The organism is Erysipelatoclostridium sp. MSK.7.34, assembly GCF_019041935.1.
Lineage (GTDB): Bacteria > Bacillota_I > Bacilli_A > Erysipelotrichales > Coprobacillaceae > Thomasclavelia > Thomasclavelia ramosa.
This window is the reverse complement of record NZ_JAHPYJ010000009.1, coordinates 29,627-47,705: the sequence shown is the minus strand read 5'-3', so window position 1 is coordinate 47,705 and position 18,079 is coordinate 29,627. Positions and strand designations below refer to the sequence as shown.

The following is an 18,079-nucleotide window of genomic DNA, read 5'->3' as shown; positions in this document are numbered from 1 at the left end:
TCATTTTCAAAATAAGAAATGGTAGCAAGTTTGTAAATAAACTTGCTACCATTTTTGTTATTTATGAACCGTGACCACACTAGTTTTTGAAAGATAATCATGCAACATACGATGATTAGAATTAAGGAGGCTCATAAACATTGAAATAAACGATACTATTCCTAAAATTGATAATGCAAATGAAGCTATTGATGCTTCAAAGATAATGTTTATCAGTTCCCAAAAATAGATTGAGCAGCTATAAAATGTACCTTCAATTAAAATTAATCCAACTCCATTTCTAATTAATAAAGTTTTTAAATCAATATTAATTTCATTATTCTTAACAATTTTTAAACCAAAGATTTTTTTACCAATTGTTTGACCATTATATTTGTAAGGAAAATAAACTAAATATAGTAAAGAGAGCAGTAAGCCTATTAAAAATGCACTAATTGCGGGAATTAGAGGAAGATTGACAATTGAACTAGTAAAATTCTTTTGATGATAGATAATGCTATAAATTAAGTTTATAGGTAAAATTGTCATGACACTGATGATATACCAGTCAATAAAATATGCAATTAGTCGTTTAACAAATGGTGCTTGGTGATTATGTACTGATGAATGGTTAAATATTCTTTTCATGATTGACGCTCCTTAAGAATCTTCTTATAATTTTAGTATAGACAATTCTTTTAAAATATCCTTACAGAAAATTACTCTAAGCTTGGCGAAAAGACTGCAAGGACAAATAATTATTAATAGAGTATATTTATTATGGATAAGGAGAGATTATGATGCTAAATGAACGACAGAAACAACTATTTTTATGCTTAGATGAGAATAAAAATAGTTTTATTAAAGGGATTGAATTAGCTAATAAAGTAAATTGTAGTTTGAAAACATTACAAAATACAGTAAAAGAGATGAAAATAATTTTAGAAAAATATCAACTAGAAATTATTTCAATGACAAGCAAAGGATATAATCTGATTATCCATGATCAACAAGAATATAATGATTTTAAACAGTTATTATTAGAAAGTGATGATAAAAAAGATTTTAATAATCAGGGTTATCGAATTACATATATTTTAAGTACATTATTATCTGATAATCATTTTGTTAAAGCGGATGATTTGGCTAGTCAAATGTATGTTTCACGATCCAGTGTTTCAAGTGATTTAAAGATAGTCAAGAGAGTTCTCGAAAAATATCAATTAAAAATAGAACATAAGCCTAATTATGGCATGATTGTTGTTGGCTTAGAGAAGGATAAAAGAGATTGTATTATTAAAGAGCAATTAGAATTGCAATTAGGACATTCAACAATTAAAAAGGAATGGCTAGCTACTATAAGTGATATAGTTGTTGATAGTCTGATGAAAGCAAAATATCGGATTAGCGATGTGGTCTTACAAAACTTGGTTTTACACATATGTGTTTCAATTCAACGAATGCAGCATGGAATATACATTGATAATCCACAAATGGCAAGGCAATATGGGCATGAGCATGTAATTGCCAAAAAAATTTTGGATGAATTAGCTTCAATATATCATTTTATTGTTACTGAAAATGAAATATCTTTTTTAGCAATTCATCTACTTGGAAAGCGTAGTTATGAAGAAAATGATTTAATCAGCAAAGAAATCGATTATTTTGTTAATGGCATGTTGGAGGAAATTAAGATTAAAACTGATATTGATTTTTATGGTGATGTTGAATTGAAGATTTCATTGGCTTTACATCTGGTGCCCTTATTAGTTCGGCTAGAAAGCCAAATGCAATTACAAAATACAATGATTCAAGATATTCAGGCGAATTATCCTTTAGCGTATGATGTGGCAGTTATTGCGGCATCGTATATCAGTGAACAAAAACATTATCAACTAAGCAGTGATGAGGTAGGTTATTTAGCAGTGCATTTTTCTTTATCGCTTTCAAAAAAAGAAAATAAAATTAATCCTAAAAAAGTCTTAATAATTTGTAATGCTCGTAGAGGCGATTATTTAATGATTCAACATACTTTTTTAAAAGAGTTTAATGAAATGATCAGTGATTTAGAGATTATCAATGCGTTAGAGATACCACAATATAATTTAGATGATTATGACTGTATTTTTGCAACATTTTTGAATCATCCACTGATTCCTAAACGAGCTTTAAGAATAAATTTTTTTATTGATCAAAAAGATATTCAAAGAATAAAAAATTCTTTACAAGGTCAAAGTGAAGCAGGTGAATTATTAAAGTATTTTAAAGAGGAGTATTTTATGGGCATGATTGATGCCAAAAATCAAAAAGAAGTTATTCAATTGATGTGTGAAGTTGCAAATAAATATAATGAGTTTGAAGAAGACTTGTTTCAATCATGTATTCGTCGCGAGGAATTAGGCAGTACGGCATATGGACAGCTGATTGCTTTACCGCATCCTGATCATTTGATTTCTCAAAAAACGATTGTTATTACCGCTATTTTAGATAAACCGATCGTATGGTCGAAGCAAAAGACACAATTGATTTTTTTGATTTGTGTTGAAAAAGGAAATCAAAAAGATTTAAGAGTATTATTTGAGTGTATTTCAAAATTTATGATGGATCAGCAAAGTGTTCAAGATGTTATTTGTAGAGGTGATTATCAAACTTTTACAAAAAATTTAGGAAAACTGATTGGATAAGGGGGAGAGAAAAGATGAATGAAACAAGTTTTGAATTAATTTTACATTCTGGAAATTCTAAATCATCTTCGATGGAAGCAATTGAATATGCTCGTCAGGGGAATATTCAAGAAGCAGATTTTAAAATGAACGAGGCTCAAGAAGAGTTATTATTAGCGCATAAAATTCAATCAAAATTGTTAGCTAAAAGTGCAAAAGTAGACCATTTTAATCCAAATATGCTTTTAGTTCATGCTCAAGATCATCTTTGTGGGGCACAAACACAATTAGAAATGGCAAAAGAAATTATTAGTCTTTATGAGCAAGTTCAAGAAATAAAAACATATTTAGGTATAGAAAATTTTCAAAAACAAAAAAATATGCGAGTATTGCTTGTATGCGGACAGGGGATGTCAACAAGTTTGTTAGTACAAACAATGTATTTATATGCTGATGAAGGGGATTATATTGAATCATCATCATTTGAAGAACTAGTAGGTGTGATAGGTGATTATGATGTTGTTTTGGTGAGTCCACAGATCCGTTATCGAATGCCTGTAATTGAACGAATGATGACGCTGCGTACACAAATAGTAGGACTAATCGATATGAAAGCATATGGGAAGTTGGATGGCCAAAAAATTTATAATCAAGCAAAAGAATTATTTATGAAAATCAAGCATTAGAGCCAGAGTTTGCATAGAATTGCTCTAAGTATAGCGAAATTATGTGTAAGGTAACTTTCATTTATAAATAATATAATGTAATTGTAAAGAAAGGGAGGAAACTATTATGGATAGATTTACACAAATGTTAGAGAAAACTCTAATGCCAATTGCTGAGAAGGTTGAACAAAACCGTTATTTAAGTGCAATTCGTGAGGGCTTCACGAGCATCATGCCTTTTTTAATCATTGGTTCAATATTCTTGTTGTTATCAAATTTACCTTCGGAAGCTTTAAATAATTTTTTAGGAAGTATTTTTGGTGCTGAAAATATTGCTAAGTTGGGTTATTTGTTAGAACCGACTTTTAATATTATGGCACTGCTTGTAATTATTGGAATTGCTAAATCATTGTTAGAATATCATCATATTAAAGATACAAGTGCATTGATTTTACCAATTATTACGTTTTTATTGTTAAATAATTTTACAATTACATTGACAACTGAAGCTGGTGAAACAGTCACTTCAGGGGGAGTTATTCCTATGGGATATCTTGGAGCTGCAGGTTTGTTTGTTGCAATGATTTGTACTATTTTGACAGTTGAGAGTTATCATTGGATCAAAGAAAGAGGATGGGTAATTAAAATGCCTGATTCTGTTCCGCCGGCTGTAAGTCGCTCATTTTCTTCATTAATTCCTGCGGCAATTATCTTAACAGTAGTATTTTTAATTAAAGTTATTTTTGAATATACACCATATGCAACTGTATTTGATTTAATTTATCAATGTTTACAACAGCCGTTATCTGCACTAGGAAATTCATTGCCATCACAGATGATCAGTGAGGGGCTAATTGGTTTATTTTGGTGCTTCGGAGTTCATGGTGATAACGTCGTTAGTGCTATTATGGGTCCAATTTGGCGCGGTTTATCAGCAGAAAATCTAGCTCTAGTCCAAGCTGGTAAAGAGCCAATTAATATTATTTGTCAACAATTTAGAGATGTATATTTAATTGCAGGAGGAACTGGAGCAACATTATCATTGCTTGTTTCTATTTGGTTTGGGGCAAAGAGTCCAGAATTAAAGACAGTTGCTAAGTTATCTGGACCAGCTGCTATATTTAATATTAATGAACCGGTTATTTTTGGGATACCTATTGTCTTAAACCCTATAATGATGATACCATTTGTAATAGTACCAATAGTTTTATGTGTTACGACATATCTGGCAATGAGTTTAGGTCTTGTACCATTATTACAGGGGATTGAGATTCCTTGGACAACACCAGTATTTATTTCTGGCTGGATAGCAGGGGGATGGAACGCATTGATTCTTCAAATTGTCAATTTTGCTGTTGCTACTGCTATTTATTTCCCATTTGTAAAAGTGTTAGATCGTGATTTATTAAAAAATGCTAAGAAAAAAGAATTGCTACAAGAATAGGAGGACTTTATGCAAGTTTATGTATTTAAAACCGAACAAGATGTTGATACATATGTTGGACAGCAAATTAGTACATTTATTCAAGATAATGATGCTCCAGTGATTGGTTTTGCCACGGGGTCTACACCATTAGGAGCATACGACTATTTAATTGATTCATACCAAAGTGGAAAAACAGATTTTTCAAAAGTTAGAGCCTTTAATCTTGATGAATATGTTGGGATTGAAAAAGATCATCCTCAAAGCTTTGCAAGAGCAATGAAAGATTATCTTTTCAGTAAAATTAATATTAAAGAAGAAAATATTTATTCTTTAAATGGAAATGCTAAAGATATGACAAAAGAATGTAAAGAATACGATCAATTGATCATTAATAATCCTATCGATATTCAAATATTGGGAATAGGAATGGATGGTCATATTGCTTATAATGAACCAGGTAGTTCATTTGATAGTGAAAGTCATGTTGTTGATTTACACCCCGAGTCAATTCAAAGTTCATTGGATTATGGTTTTACAAAAATTGAAGATGTTCCAACGCAAGGAGTTACGCAAGGAATCAAAACGATTATGAAGGCAAGACAACTAATTATGATTGCCAAAGGAAATAAAAAAGCTAAATTAGTGGAAAGAATGTTATATGGTCCAGTTAGTGAAGACTTTCCTAGCTCTATAATTCAAACACACAATAATGTAATTGTAGTATTAGATCAATGTGCAGCAGCCAATTTGAAGGAGGAAACTTATGAAAGGCGTTAAAATCGTTACAATTGGAGGAGGCAGCAGTTATACTCCAGAATTAGTAGAAGGATTTATTAAAAGATATGCAGAATTACCAGTTAAAGAATTATGGTTAGTAGATATTGAAGAGGGAAAAGAAAAATTAGAAATTGTTGGTAATCTGGCTAAACGAATGATAAAAAAAGCTGGACTTGATATGGAAGTGCATTTGACTTTAAATCGTCGTGAAGCACTAAAAGATGCTGATTTTGTAACAACTCAGTTTAGAGTCGGACAATTAGATGCTAGAGAAAAAGATGAGTTGATTCCCCTAAAATATGGAGTGATTGGTCAAGAGACAAATGGTCCAGGTGGAATGTTCAAAGCATTAAGAACTATTCCGGTTATTTTTGAAATTATTAAAGACTGTGAAGAATTGTGTCCAAATGCTTGGATCATTTCTTTTACAAATCCTTCTGGAATCAATGCTGAAGCAGTGTTTAGACATACTGGCTGGAAAAAATTTATTGGGTTATGTAATGGACCTGTAAATATGATCAAAGACATTGAAAAAATTTTAAAAGTTAAAGAAGAAGACCATTTAGATGTTAAAATTGGTGGAATTAATCATATGATCTATGCATTAGATATTCAATTAAACGGTAAAAATGCTAATCGTAATTTGATTGATACGATGATAAATGATGGAAATAAAGAATCTTTAAAAAATATTGTTGATTTACCATGGAGCAATGAATTTTTAAATAGCTATGGTTATTTAGGGATTGGATATTTACGCTATTATTTACAAAAACAGCAAATGCTGGAACATTGTCAAGAGGATGCAGCTAAACATCAATGTCGTGCTCAAGTTGTGAAGAAGGTTGAAAAAGAACTATTTGAGAAATATAAAGATGAAAATTTGGATGTGAAGCCTAAGGAATTAGAACAACGTGGTGGAGCTTATTATAGTGATGCAGCTTGCAATTTAATTTCTTCATTATACAATGATAAAGGAGATATTCAAGTAGTTGACACACTAAATAATGGTGCAATTACTAACTTACCTAATGATGTAGTCGTTGAAGTTAGTAGTATTATAACTAAAGATGGACCTGTTCCTATCCCAGTAGGAGAATTACCAGTTCAAGTAGTTGGATTAATTCAGCAATTAAAGGCATTTGAAATCTTAACTACCAATGTGGCAGTTAGTGGCAATTATGATGATGCCCTAGTTGCTATGGCAATTAATCCATTAGTTCAAAGTGAAATAACAGCTCGACAAATACTCGATGAAATGTTAGAAGCACACAAGAAGTATTTACCACAATTTTTTAAATAAAGAAATTTAAGTAAGAATAAACTATTAGTTAGTTTATTCTTATTTTTGTTTTATAAATAATATTTTGTAAAGTGCATGAAGGTGTTTTATTATGCTTATTATTGTGATGACAGTTTAACGATGATATACTTAGTAAAAATAGGGAGGGAAGTTATGAAACTAATTATTGAACATCTACAAAAGAATTTTGAAGATAAAAAAGTTTTAGAAGATATCAGTTTTTGCTTTGAGAAAGGAAAAATCTATGGTTTATTAGGTCGTAATGGAGCTGGCAAAACAACTTTGTTTAATTGTTTGAACCAAGATTTAGAAATAGATAAAGGCGATTTTTATCTTGAAGATAATGGCCGTAAGCCATTAACGATGAGTGATATTGGTTATGTTTTATCAACTCCAACAGTACCGGAATTTCTAACGGCACGAGAATTTTTAAAGTTTTTTATTGAGATCAATATTAAGAATATAAAAAATTTAAAAACTATTGATCAATATTTTGATATGGTTAATTTATTGGAAGAAGATCGTGATCGTTTATTAAAAGATTTTTCACACGGAATGAAAAATAAGATGCAGATGTTGATTCAGTTCATTGCACACCCTGATGTTCTATTGTTAGATGAGCCGTTAACATCATTAGATGTTGTTGTTGCAGATGAGATGAAAAAGCTTTTAAAAAGTATAAAAAAAGAGCATATTATTATTTTTTCAACTCATATAATGGAGTTGGCAGTTGATTTATGTGACGAGATAGTTATCCTTAATAAAGGACAATTATCATTAATTAATAAAGAGGATCTGGATGATGATGCTTTTCAAGAAAAGATAATCAAGATTTTAAAGGATGAAGATCATGCTTGATACCTTTCTAATTTCATTTCGTTTGAAAAATACTTATCGTGTTAATAGCATTATTTATATGTTTAAACAAATTCCAATTATTAGAAGAGTGTTACCTATGTCACTTTATAAAAATCAAAGTCTAAAAATATTTGTTACTATCTTAAATACTATTTGGGAAATTATATCAGTTTTTTTAGGAAAAATAATATATTTTGCAATTATGCTCATAATACCTTTGAATTTTATGAATGTATTTAACTTTCGTGCAATGTTACAATTATTATTTTTTCTAAGTTTAGGCGGAGCATTTTTTAATACAGGAATGTTTGATCCCTCGAAAGATAAATATTATGCAGTTATTTTAATGAAAATGGATGGACGAGAGTTTGTACTATCACAATACTTATATACTCTGTTCCGACATTATGTTGGATATATGACAGCATTCATGATTTTATCTTTTACATTACAATACCCTTTTTGGTTAAGTTATATATTACCGTTATTTATTATTGGTTTAAAGCTAATGGCTGTTAGTGCTTATCTTAAAGATTTTAAAAGGAATCGAAAGGTACGAAGTGAAAATAATAATTCACCAGCAATAATTGGATTTAGTATCGGATGTTTATTAGTGGGTTATGCACTTATTTTTTCTAATCTGATTATTCCGATTAAGATGATGCTGATTGTTTTAATAATCCTTAGTATATTAGCGGTTATTTTGATGAGTTATGTATTAAAGTATGATGATTATCATCAGCTTAGTCATAAATTATTAAAAAATATCGATTCGTTATTAAATACAGATACTCAAGATATTATTAATGATTCATATCATAAAATGATTACTTTAGAGGCTGATACTAAAAGTAATAAAACTGGTTTTGAGTATTTTAATGAATTATTTATGCAAAGACATAAGAAAATTTTATGGAAAACAGCTAAACGACAAACTTATATGATTGCATTTATAATAGTTGTGATAATTGGTATCTTATTTTATGATGTTGAAACTCAAAAAGATGCAAATAATGCTATGACAAGTATTTTACCTTTTTTTGTTTTTATTATGTATTTATTAAATACTGCTAAAAATATTACACAAGCAATGTTTGTAAACTGCGATCATTCAATGTTGACTTATTCTTTTTATCGAATTCCTAAAAATATTTTAATATTATTTAAAATTCGTTTAAGAGAAATAGTTAAAATCAATTTATTGCCAGCAGTTGTTTTAGCATTAGGATATATGGCTATTTTATTTATTTGTGGAGGAATTGATCAAGCATTTCTGGCATTTATATCTTTTATCTCAATAATTTCAATGAGCATATTTTTTTCAACACACTATTTAATCTTATATTATTTATTGCAGCCATATAATGCGCATACTGAAGTAAAAAGTCCTATTTATTCAACAATTATTTCATTGACCTATATTATTTGTTATGCTTTTACTAAACTTGAGTTACCAATTCTTTCCTTTGGAATTGTTTGTATTCTATTTTGTATTGGCTATTGTGTCATTGCTTGTATTTTAGTACTTAAGTGGGCTGGGAATACTTTTAAGATTCGAAATTAAATTAACTAAATTGAAAGTTTAGTTTGATGATGATATTATTTATTTATAGATATAAGTAGATAGGAGGGCTAAAAATGGGATGTTGTAGAAGAAATTTTAATACTGATGAATTTAAAGCATGGCTATCCACTTTACACGAAGAACAGCCGGGAACTGAATTTTGTATCAAAGAGGATGATCAAAAAGAGACATATAATTATCTTAAAGATAATCTTTTTGGACAAATTGTCGTATGGAATAATTCGGTTGTAGAAGAAATCATCACTGATCGTACAAATAATGAACAAATTTTTTATCTTCATTATGAGATGGAAGATCGTAATCAGATTAAAGAATTAATTAAAAGTTTTAAGCGAAGAATGTTTTGTGTTTGCCAGAAAGAGTATGAAGTGAGTGAAGATGATGGTGAACGAAATATTTTACTGTGTTGTTCTAGTGGGTTAACAACAGCAATGTTTGCTCAAATGTTACAAGATTTTAGTAATAATAATCATTTACCATACCATTTTTCAGCCACTATTATCTATGATGATGATACGCTATCGAAAGAATATGATTTAGTGTTGATGGCACCACAAGTTCAACACTATACTAAAAGTATGGCAGCGAAGTATCACAAACGTTTTTTAATAATGAATCCTGTTGATTTTGCACAATATAATTGTAATAATATTGTTTCTCGTGTGCAGGAAGTATTTTTATAAAGACTAAATTTTGAATATTTATGACTCACTGTATATTATAGTGAGTTTCTTTAATATTAAAGTCGTATTTGTTATTAATTATTAATCGTTTAGATTATCAATTGAGCAATGATGGCATGGTTAAGAAGATAGGCTATAAAGGCAAAAAAATTAGTTAGAAAAGATGTATTAATTTAATTTTTAACTTAATTATTATATAATATAGGTAATGGATTATTTAATGTTTGATAAAAGGAGGTAGGAATAATAATGGAATTAATGATTTCACGGATTTTAAAATATTTAAATGGGTGTTTAGATGATGATCATATGTATAGGATTGGTAATTTTATAATTAAAAATTATACATTGATAGAAAATCATACTATGGTATCATTTATTGATGCAGCAAAATGCAGTCAAGAAGAACTCTTGGACTTTTGTCAACATTTTGGAATACATAGTTTTGATGAATTTAAAGAACGTCTTTTAGCCGATCATCAGGGACGTCTTGAACAAATTCATGCGCGGATGTTAAACACTGATATAAATGATTTCCTTGAGCATGTAAATACTGATTATTCTAAGGAAGAATTTATACAGTGGATTGATGAACTTTGTGAATTGATTTTTAATAAGCAGAGAATTGTTATTCTTGGAGCGCTATATCCAAGTAGTGTAGCAGTTGATTTCCAGACAGATTTAATTTCATTGGGAAAAGAAGTTGTTGAGTATCATCATTTTGATTTGAATTTTGAGTTTAGTGATGACGATGTTGTCTTCTTTATTACAGCAACTGGTAGAATGATGGAAAGAAATGTAAAAAAATTAAAGCCACAAAATATTTGTGATGCTTATTTGGTTCTAATTACACAAAATCTGGCATATCGTGATTATGAGAATGTTTGTGCTGATTATTTTGCGCATGTTCTTGGTAAATTTGATGGTTTGCAATTTAATTATCAAATTATGATGATTTTTGATATTTTGCGGATTCGTTATTATCAAAAATATTATCAATAAAGATTATATCATTAAGATATGATCTTTTTTTATAAAATAAATTAAATTGGAATGACAATAGTATTTTTAATATATGTTAAAGAAAAAATATTATTTCTTTAACTTTATAACGACTCTAAGTGGTATAATTATAGAAATATATAGTATTAATGATTTAGGATTAATTTATTTGGATTCTTTTTTCTTTTAATTAACTTTAGTAATTATGTTGATATAAACTTTTTATTGAAAATATTTTTGTTAATCTTCAGTTTATTTAAGAGGAGTAGAATTTACTTATTATTGAAAAAGGAGAAAATCATATGCTTCAAATACAGAAGATAACTAAGGAATATATTACTGGAGATTTACATCAAATAGCATTAAATGGTATTTCGTTAAATCTTCGTGATAATGAATTTGTTGCAATTCTTGGACCTAGTGGTTCTGGAAAAACAACACTTTTAAATATAATTGGCGGTTTAGATCGTTATGACAGTGGAGATTTAATTATTAATGGTATTTCAACAAAGCGATATAAAGATCGTGATTGGGATTCATATCGTAATCATACAATTGGCTTTGTTTTTCAAAGTTATAACCTAATTCCCCATCAAACAGTTTTAGCTAATGTTGAATTAGCATTAACAATTTCAGGAATTTCCAAGAATGAGCGACGTAAACGAGCAATTGATGCTTTAAAGGAAGTTGGACTCGGAGAACATCTTCATAAACGACCTAATCAGATGTCTGGGGGACAAATGCAGCGAGTCGCGATTGCTCGAGCATTAGTAAATGATCCGGATATACTTTTAGCAGATGAACCAACAGGGGCGCTTGATAGTGAAACCAGTATTCAAGTAATGGAATTACTCAAAGAAGTTGCCCGGGATCGTTTGGTAGTTATGGTTACTCATAATCCTGAACTAGCCGAAGCTTATGCAACTAGAATTGTAGAATTACGAGATGGAATCATTCGCAGTGATTCTAATCCTTATGAAGTTAGTTCAGATAAACTAGAAGTTCCAAGACATGAAAATATGGGGAAATCATCAATGTCTTTTTTAACATCACTGTTGTTAAGTTTTAACAATCTTCGTACAAAAAAGGCACGAACGATTTTAACTTCATTTGCAGGTTCAATTGGAATTATTGGAATTGCCTTAATTCTTTCACTTTCAAATGGGGTTAATCAATATATACAGTCAATTGAAGAAGAAACTCTTTCAGAGTATCCATTACAGATTCAAAGTACAGGTTTTGATATAACGTCAATGATGACTGATACACAGCCTAATCAGAATAATGAGGAAAAAGATGATACTAAAATACATGTATCACAAATGATTACAAATATGTTCTCGAAAATAGGTTCTAATGATTTGACTTCATTAAAGAAGTATCTTGATAGTGGAAAAAGTAATATCAAAGAGAATACTAATTCAATTGAATATACTTATAATGTTGCGCCACAAATTTACAGTACTAATACTGATTTAATTCGTCAAGTAAATCCTGATAAGTCATTTTCATCATTAGGACTAGGCTCATCAGCCAATTCAAATAGCCTAATGTCTTCGATGATGAGTACGGATGTATTTTATCAAATGCCAAGTAATACAAGCCTTTATGAAGATCAATATGATATTAAAGCTGGAAATTGGCCAAAGAATTATAATGAATGTGTTCTAGTGTTAACTAAAAATGGAAATATTAACGATTTTATGCTTTATACTTTAGGCTTACGTGATTATTCAGAACTTGATAAAATGATTGAACAGTTTTCAAAAGAAGAAACCGTTAATGTGCCTACAGATATTAAGTCATATTCTTATAAAGATATTTTAGGAATAGAGTTTAAACTTGTTAATGCCTCAGATTATTATCAATATGATAGTAAATATAATGTTTATAAAGATAAAACTGATGATGAAAATTATATGAAAAATCTGATTCAAAATGGCGAGAATATTAAAATCGTTGGAATTGTACAGCCTAAAGATTCTGCCAGCGCAACGATGTTACAATCTGGAATTGGATATCCTGCAGCGTTAACTAATCATGTAATTGAGCAGGCAGCTTCAAGTGAGATTGTTAATAAACAAATAAGTAATCCTAATATTGATGTTTTTACAGGAAAAGAATTCAGTGATAAAAATAGCAATCAATTAGATATGAACTCTTTATTTACTGTCGATGGAGAGATGATGAAGAAAGCTTTTTCATTTGATCAAAATAAACTTTCTTTTGATATGGGAGATTTAGATTTAAGTCAGATTAAACTGGATTCAGCTTCTTTACCGAGTATTAATATGGATAACATTTTTGCTAATATGAAAGTCGATATTCCTAAAGAGAATATTGAGAGTTTTACGCAGGCAGTTATGACACAGTTTCAACAATATTTAAAAGATAATGGATTAATCGATCCAACTAAAATGAATGAATACTTTATGGCATTTTTACAAACTGATCAGGCTCAAAAATTAATGCAGGATGAGATGATCAAACTTCTCCAGTCAAGTGGGGCAACTGAACAGTTTCAAGCTCAGTTGGAAAGGCAAATGCAAACAGTAATGACTCAATATACCGAAACGATCACTAAATCATTACAACAACAAATAAGTACACAAATAACTGAGCAAATGGGAAATCTTGCTAATAGTATGCAAGATGCGATAAAGATTGATACAAGTGTTTTTGCCCAAGCGATAAAAATGAATATGAATGAAGAAGAGCTCTCAGAATTAATGATGTCATTAATGACCACTGAGTCTTCTTCATATGAGGGGAATCTTAAAAATCTAGGATATGCTGATTTTGATAAGCCTAGTGCAATAAATATTTATCCTAAGGATTTTGAAACGAAACAGGAAGTAATCAATATTTTAGATAGTTATAATGAAAATATTAAAAAGATTGATGAGGATAAAGTAATTTCATATACTGATTATGTTGGGACATTAATGTCTTCAGTTACAGATATTATAAATGTGATTAGTTATGTATTAATTGCTTTTGTCGCTATTTCATTAGTAGTATCTTCTATTATGATAGGAGTTATCACTTATATTAGTGTTCTAGAGCGAAAAAAAGAAATTGGAATTTTAAGAGCGATTGGTGCTTCTAAGAAAAATATTTCACAAGTCTTTAATGCAGAAACTTTTATTATTGGATTACTAGCTGGAGTATTAGGAATAGGGATAACTTTGATTCTACTTATTCCGGGGAATGCATTAATTCATGAAATAGCTGGTAATACTAGTGTTAGTGCAACATTACCAATCATGGGAGCAATTATTCTAATTGTATTAAGTGTCTTGTTGACTTTGCTAGGTGGTTTGATTCCGTCTAAGAAAGCAGCATTAGAAGATCCTGTAACAGCTTTAAGAAGTGAATAGGATTTAAAAGAGTTTCCTTAACAAGAAACTCTTTTATTTTTGTATTTATTGAAAAGTATAATAATCAAGTGATAAAAAATATAAAAAAACAAAAATATTTATTAAATCAATATTTTTTAATCTCTATAATGATAATTGTCGATAGAATGAAATACGTATTTCAAAAAAAATAAGGAGAATATATGGAAAAGTTAGAGAAATTATTGAATAGATTTATTGGACCAATCGCTAAGAAGATGAGTGAGAATGATACAATTCAGTCTGTAGCAGAGGGGTTTATGAGAACTGGGCCTGTCACTTTTGGAGTATGTATATTTGTTATTTTGGGGAATTTACCCTTTACTGGTTATTCGGATTGGTTAACAAACGTTGGTCTTAAAGTACATTTTGATGCTATTTCAAATGCTAGTTTAAATATTTTAGCTTTATATGTTTCATTTACAGTTGCTCATTCTTTTGCCAAAAGAAAAGGCGATAATGCTTTATCTTGTGGAATTTTATCATTATTAAGTTTCCTGATTATAATTCCTCAAACAGTAGCTGGAGTTGAAGGGGATATAACAGCTTTTGATATAACCTATTTAAGCGGTACAGGGATTTTAGTGGCTTTGATTTTTGCTATTATCGTAGGACATTTGTTTCATTATTTAGCTGGTAAAGGATTAAAATTTAAAATGCCAGAAGGGGTTCCACCAATGGTTAGTGAATCTTTTGAACCAATTTTTATATCAATGATCATAGTTACTTTTGCTTTCGTAGTTCGAGTTGGTTTTGGTTATACTCCATTTGGAAATTTCTTAAGTTTTTTCGATCAAACAATTGGAGCCTTCATTATTAAAATTGGATTATCATTACCGACAATCTTCTTATTATATTTTGTTGCTAATTTATTATGGTTCTTTGGAATTCATCCAAATACGGTATATAGTGCATTTGTACCATTACAAATGACACTAATTATGACAAATATTGCTGATGCTCAAGCAGGAAAACCATTAACTTATTTAACAATCACTTTAGTTTCACTGTTTGCATCTTTTGGCGGTAATGGTAATACACTTGGATTATGTTTATCGATGTTTACAGCGAGAAGTGAGAGATATAAGAAGATGCTAAAATTAGCTTTTATTCCTAATTTGTTTAATATCAATGAACCATTGATTTTTGGGATGCCAGTAATGTTGAATCCTGTTTTCTTTATTCCAATGGTTTTCTGTAATGTTGTAATGGGCTTTATTGGTTTGTTTGCAACCCAAATTTTTACATTTACATACAATCCGGCTATGTCATTATTACCATGGACAACTCCATTTTTTGTAAAAGCATTTTTAGCAGGAGGAATTTCATTATTGATCATGGTACTAATTTTATTGGTAGTAAATACTTTAATGTATTATCCATTTTTTAGAATTGCTGATAAGAAAGCCTACGAAGAAGAGCAATTAGCGAAAGTTGGTGGAAAAATTGAGTAAGTTAAGTAAAGATTTTTTATGGGGAGGTGCAATTGCTGCAAATCAGGCTGAAGGAGCATATGATGCCGATGGTAAGGGGTTATCTTTAATGGATATTGCGACTAGTGCCAGCAAAGATGTTTCACGACAGTTTACAGATGGGATTAAAAAAGGAATTTATTATCCTAATCATGAGGGGATAGATTTTTACCATAAATATAAAGAAGACTTAGCTTTATTTGAAGAAATGGGTTTCAAATGTTTTAGGACCTCAATCGCTTGGAGCCGTATTTTCCCTAATGGTGATGAAAAGCTTCCTAATGAATTAGGTTTAAAATATTATGATGATTTATTTGATGAGATGATTAAACGAGGAATGGAGCCGGTTGTAACTATTTCTCATTATGAAATGCCGTTATATTTAGCTAAGCAATATGGTGGCTGGGCTAATCGTAAGTTAATTGATTTTTATTTGAATTTTTGTGAAGTAATTTATAAACGATATAGTGGTAAAGTTAAATATTGGATGACTTTTAATGAAATTAATTCAGTTATTTTTATGCCGGAAGTCGCAGGAATTATTGGCCGTGAACAAGCAGATTTTAAACAACGAAGTTTTCAGGCTGCACATCACCAGTTTGTTGCTAGTGCGAAAGCTGTTAAATTGGGACATCAAATTGATTCAAAAAATATGATTGGATGCATGGTATTAACTTTGATCAAGTATCCTCTTACAGCAAAACCTGAAGATGTGCTATTAGCTGAAGAAAAAATGCGTTATGGAACATTTGCGTTTAGCGATATACAAGTTCGTGGACATTATCCTAATTATGTAAAAAAACTAATACAAAAAATAGATTTAAAAATTGAAGTAAAGCCGGATGATTTAAAAAGTTTGAAAGAAGGTTGTGTTGACTTTGTTGGATTTTCATATTATTCTTCATCGGCTGCATCAACGGATACTAATGTTGAAACAACAGCTGGAAATATAGTTTCCGGGGTTAAAAATCCATATTTACCGACTAGTGAATGGGGCTGGCAAATTGATGCCAAAGGATTACGATATATCTTAAATCGATTTTATGAGCGTTATGAAATCCCGTTATTTATTGTTGAAAATGGCCTCGGATATGATGACCAGGTGGATGAGAATGGCTATGTTGAAGATGATTATCGGATTACTTATTTAAAAGAACATATTAAAGAAATGAAAAGTGCTATTCTTGAAGATGGTGTTGACGTAATTGGCTATACACCCTGGGGATGTATTGATCTTGTCTCTGCAGGGACTGGAGAAATGAAAAAACGTTATGGTTTTATCTATGTTGATCGTGATGATCAGGGAAATGGAACATTAAAACGTAGTAAGAAAAAATCATTTGCCTGGTATAAGAAAGTTATTGCTACTGATGGAGAAGATTTATGAATATAGCAGTTTTTGATGTCGGTGGTACATTTATTAAACATTGCCTGATGATTGATGGTAAAATAACGCAAGCTGGCAAAATACCAACTCCTCAAGATAGTCAAGAAAGTTTCTTAAAAGCAATTAAAGCAGTTTTAGATAAAATGAGCAATATTGAAGGAATTGCCTTTTCGTTGCCAGGGGTCATCGATGTTTATCGGCAGTATATTTATGCGGGTGGGAGTCTAAGATATAACGATCACTGTGATTTGAAAGAATGGGAAAATTATTTTAATTTGCCTATTCAGGCTGAAAACGATGCTCGGTGTGCAGCCATTGCAGAACTTGAACAAGGAAATATGCAAGGCATTCAAAATGGTTTAGTACTTACTTTTGGAACTGGGGTAGGTGGTGGAATTATTATTAATGGTGATATTTTTAAAGGAAGTCATTTGATTAGCGGCGAAGTTAGTATGATTTTTGCACATAGAATCAGTGATGTAACTAATCATCATCTTTTTGGAGCATTGGGTAGTATTAAAAACCTAATTGATAAAATAGCAGCTGCTAAAGGTGTTAAAACGGATGATGGCAGATTGATCTTTGATTGGATCAAAACAGGTGATTTGATTAGCTGTGAGCTTTTTGATGACTATTGTGATGATGTGATTTGGCAGCTTCATAATATTCAATGTATCCTAGATCCACAACGCATTTGTATAGGGGGTGGAGTTAGTGAAAATCAAATTTTTATTGATGGAATTAAGACGGCAGTAAAACGATTTTATCAATCATTGCCTATTCCATTTCCTCAGCCAGAGATCGTTAAGTGCAAGTACTGTAATGATGCTAATATGGTAGGCGCTTATCTTCACTATTTAAGAAAAAACGATGAGAGATAA

At 30.2% G+C, this 18,079-nt stretch carries 14 protein-coding genes; 13 read left to right on the top strand and 1 reads right to left on the bottom strand.

Going from position 1 to position 18,079, the window contains the following annotated elements; genetic code table 11:
* Positions 1–57 precede the first annotated feature (57 nt).
* A complete protein-coding gene (locus tag KTF99_RS07910; protein WP_003537507.1) occupies positions 58–627 on the bottom strand; it encodes an RDD family protein in 570 nt (189 codons plus the stop codon).
* Between the two features lie 152 nt (positions 628–779).
* Here KTF99_RS07910 and KTF99_RS07905 point away from each other — a divergent pair, with 152 nt between their 5' ends.
* The 13 genes from KTF99_RS07905 to KTF99_RS07845 all read left to right on the top strand — a co-directional run bounded on the left by KTF99_RS07905 (position 780) and on the right by KTF99_RS07845 (position 18,079).
* A complete protein-coding gene (locus tag KTF99_RS07905) occupies positions 780–2,663 on the top strand; it encodes a BglG family transcription antiterminator (protein ID WP_254210110.1) in 1,884 nt (627 codons plus the stop codon).
* 14 nt (positions 2,664–2,677) lie between these two features.
* Positions 2,678–3,328: a PTS lactose/cellobiose transporter subunit IIA gene (locus tag KTF99_RS07900; RefSeq protein WP_029480186.1), complete on the top strand. Its 651-nt coding sequence runs from the start codon at positions 2,678–2,680 to the stop codon at positions 3,326–3,328.
* 106 nt (positions 3,329–3,434) lie between these two features.
* A complete protein-coding gene (locus KTF99_RS07895; protein ID WP_003537512.1) occupies positions 3,435–4,751 on the top strand; it encodes a PTS sugar transporter subunit IIC in 1,317 nt (438 codons plus the stop codon).
* Between the two features lie 9 nt (positions 4,752–4,760).
* Entirely contained in the window at positions 4,761–5,510 is a 750-nt protein-coding gene (gene nagB, locus KTF99_RS07890) for a glucosamine-6-phosphate deaminase (RefSeq protein ID WP_003537514.1), read from the top strand.
* Positions 5,497–6,813, top strand: coding sequence for a 6-phospho-beta-glucosidase (locus KTF99_RS07885; protein WP_008791540.1), 1,317 nt, complete (start codon positions 5,497–5,499; stop codon positions 6,811–6,813). Before nagB ends, KTF99_RS07885 begins: the two co-directional genes overlap by 14 nt.
* A gap of 153 nt (positions 6,814–6,966) precedes the next feature.
* Positions 6,967–7,671 carry an ABC transporter ATP-binding protein gene (locus KTF99_RS07880; protein WP_008791541.1) on the top strand — a complete coding sequence of 235 codons (705 nt, stop codon included), beginning with the start codon at positions 6,967–6,969 and terminating at the stop codon, positions 7,669–7,671.
* Between the two features lie 226 nt (positions 7,672–7,897).
* Positions 7,898–9,235: a hypothetical protein gene (locus tag KTF99_RS07875; RefSeq protein WP_226825664.1), complete on the top strand. Its 1,338-nt coding sequence runs from the start codon at positions 7,898–7,900 to the stop codon at positions 9,233–9,235.
* 74 nt (positions 9,236–9,309) lie between these two features.
* Positions 9,310–9,939: a PTS sugar transporter subunit IIB gene (locus KTF99_RS07870; RefSeq protein ID WP_029480183.1), complete on the top strand. Its 630-nt coding sequence runs from the start codon at positions 9,310–9,312 to the stop codon at positions 9,937–9,939.
* Between the two features lie 249 nt (positions 9,940–10,188).
* Positions 10,189–10,941, top strand: coding sequence for a MurR/RpiR family transcriptional regulator (locus KTF99_RS07865; protein ID WP_003537520.1), 753 nt, complete (start codon positions 10,189–10,191; stop codon positions 10,939–10,941).
* A 302-nt stretch (positions 10,942–11,243) separates the two neighbouring features.
* Positions 11,244–14,321, top strand: a complete 3,078-nt coding sequence (locus KTF99_RS07860; protein ID WP_029480181.1) for an ABC transporter ATP-binding protein/permease — start codon at positions 11,244–11,246, stop codon at positions 14,319–14,321.
* 182 nt (positions 14,322–14,503) lie between these two features.
* On the top strand, positions 14,504–15,793 hold the full coding sequence (locus KTF99_RS07855; RefSeq protein ID WP_003537522.1) for a PTS sugar transporter subunit IIC: 1,290 nt from the start codon (positions 14,504–14,506) through the stop codon (positions 15,791–15,793).
* Complete coding sequence (locus KTF99_RS07850; RefSeq protein WP_008791544.1) at positions 15,786–17,198, top strand: 6-phospho-beta-glucosidase; 1,413 nt, start codon at positions 15,786–15,788, stop codon at positions 17,196–17,198. Before KTF99_RS07855 ends, KTF99_RS07850 begins: the two co-directional genes overlap by 8 nt.
* Positions 17,195–18,079, top strand: coding sequence for an ROK family protein (locus tag KTF99_RS07845; protein ID WP_003537524.1), 885 nt, complete (start codon positions 17,195–17,197; stop codon positions 18,077–18,079). The genes KTF99_RS07850 and KTF99_RS07845 overlap by 4 nt, the downstream gene beginning before the upstream one ends.

What these genes read in the sequence shown, in the direction of transcription:
- KTF99_RS07880 (WP_008791541.1), top strand. Translation starts at nt 6,967, where the DNA reads ATGAAACTAATTATTGAACATCTACAAAAGAATTTTGAAGATAAAAAA.
- KTF99_RS07875 (WP_226825664.1), top strand. Translation starts at nt 7,898, where the DNA reads ATGAATGTATTTAACTTTCGTGCAATGTTACAATTATTATTTTTTCTA.
- KTF99_RS07900 (WP_029480186.1), top strand. Translation starts at nt 2,678, where the DNA reads ATGAATGAAACAAGTTTTGAATTAATTTTACATTCTGGAAATTCTAAA.
- KTF99_RS07845 (WP_003537524.1), top strand. Translation starts at nt 17,195, where the DNA reads ATGAATATAGCAGTTTTTGATGTCGGTGGTACATTTATTAAACATTGC.
- nagB (WP_003537514.1), top strand. Translation starts at nt 4,761, where the DNA reads ATGCAAGTTTATGTATTTAAAACCGAACAAGATGTTGATACATATGTT.
- KTF99_RS07905 (WP_254210110.1), top strand. Translation starts at nt 780, where the DNA reads ATGCTAAATGAACGACAGAAACAACTATTTTTATGCTTAGATGAGAAT.
- KTF99_RS07895 (WP_003537512.1), top strand. Translation starts at nt 3,435, where the DNA reads ATGGATAGATTTACACAAATGTTAGAGAAAACTCTAATGCCAATTGCT.
- KTF99_RS07870 (WP_029480183.1), top strand. Translation starts at nt 9,310, where the DNA reads ATGGGATGTTGTAGAAGAAATTTTAATACTGATGAATTTAAAGCATGG.
- KTF99_RS07910 (WP_003537507.1), bottom strand. Translation starts at nt 627, where the DNA reads ATGAAAAGAATATTTAACCATTCATCAGTACATAATCACCAAGCACCA.
- KTF99_RS07885 (WP_008791540.1), top strand. Translation starts at nt 5,497, where the DNA reads ATGAAAGGCGTTAAAATCGTTACAATTGGAGGAGGCAGCAGTTATACT.
- KTF99_RS07860 (WP_029480181.1), top strand. Translation starts at nt 11,244, where the DNA reads ATGCTTCAAATACAGAAGATAACTAAGGAATATATTACTGGAGATTTA.
- KTF99_RS07855 (WP_003537522.1), top strand. Translation starts at nt 14,504, where the DNA reads ATGGAAAAGTTAGAGAAATTATTGAATAGATTTATTGGACCAATCGCT.
- KTF99_RS07865 (WP_003537520.1), top strand. Translation starts at nt 10,189, where the DNA reads ATGGAATTAATGATTTCACGGATTTTAAAATATTTAAATGGGTGTTTA.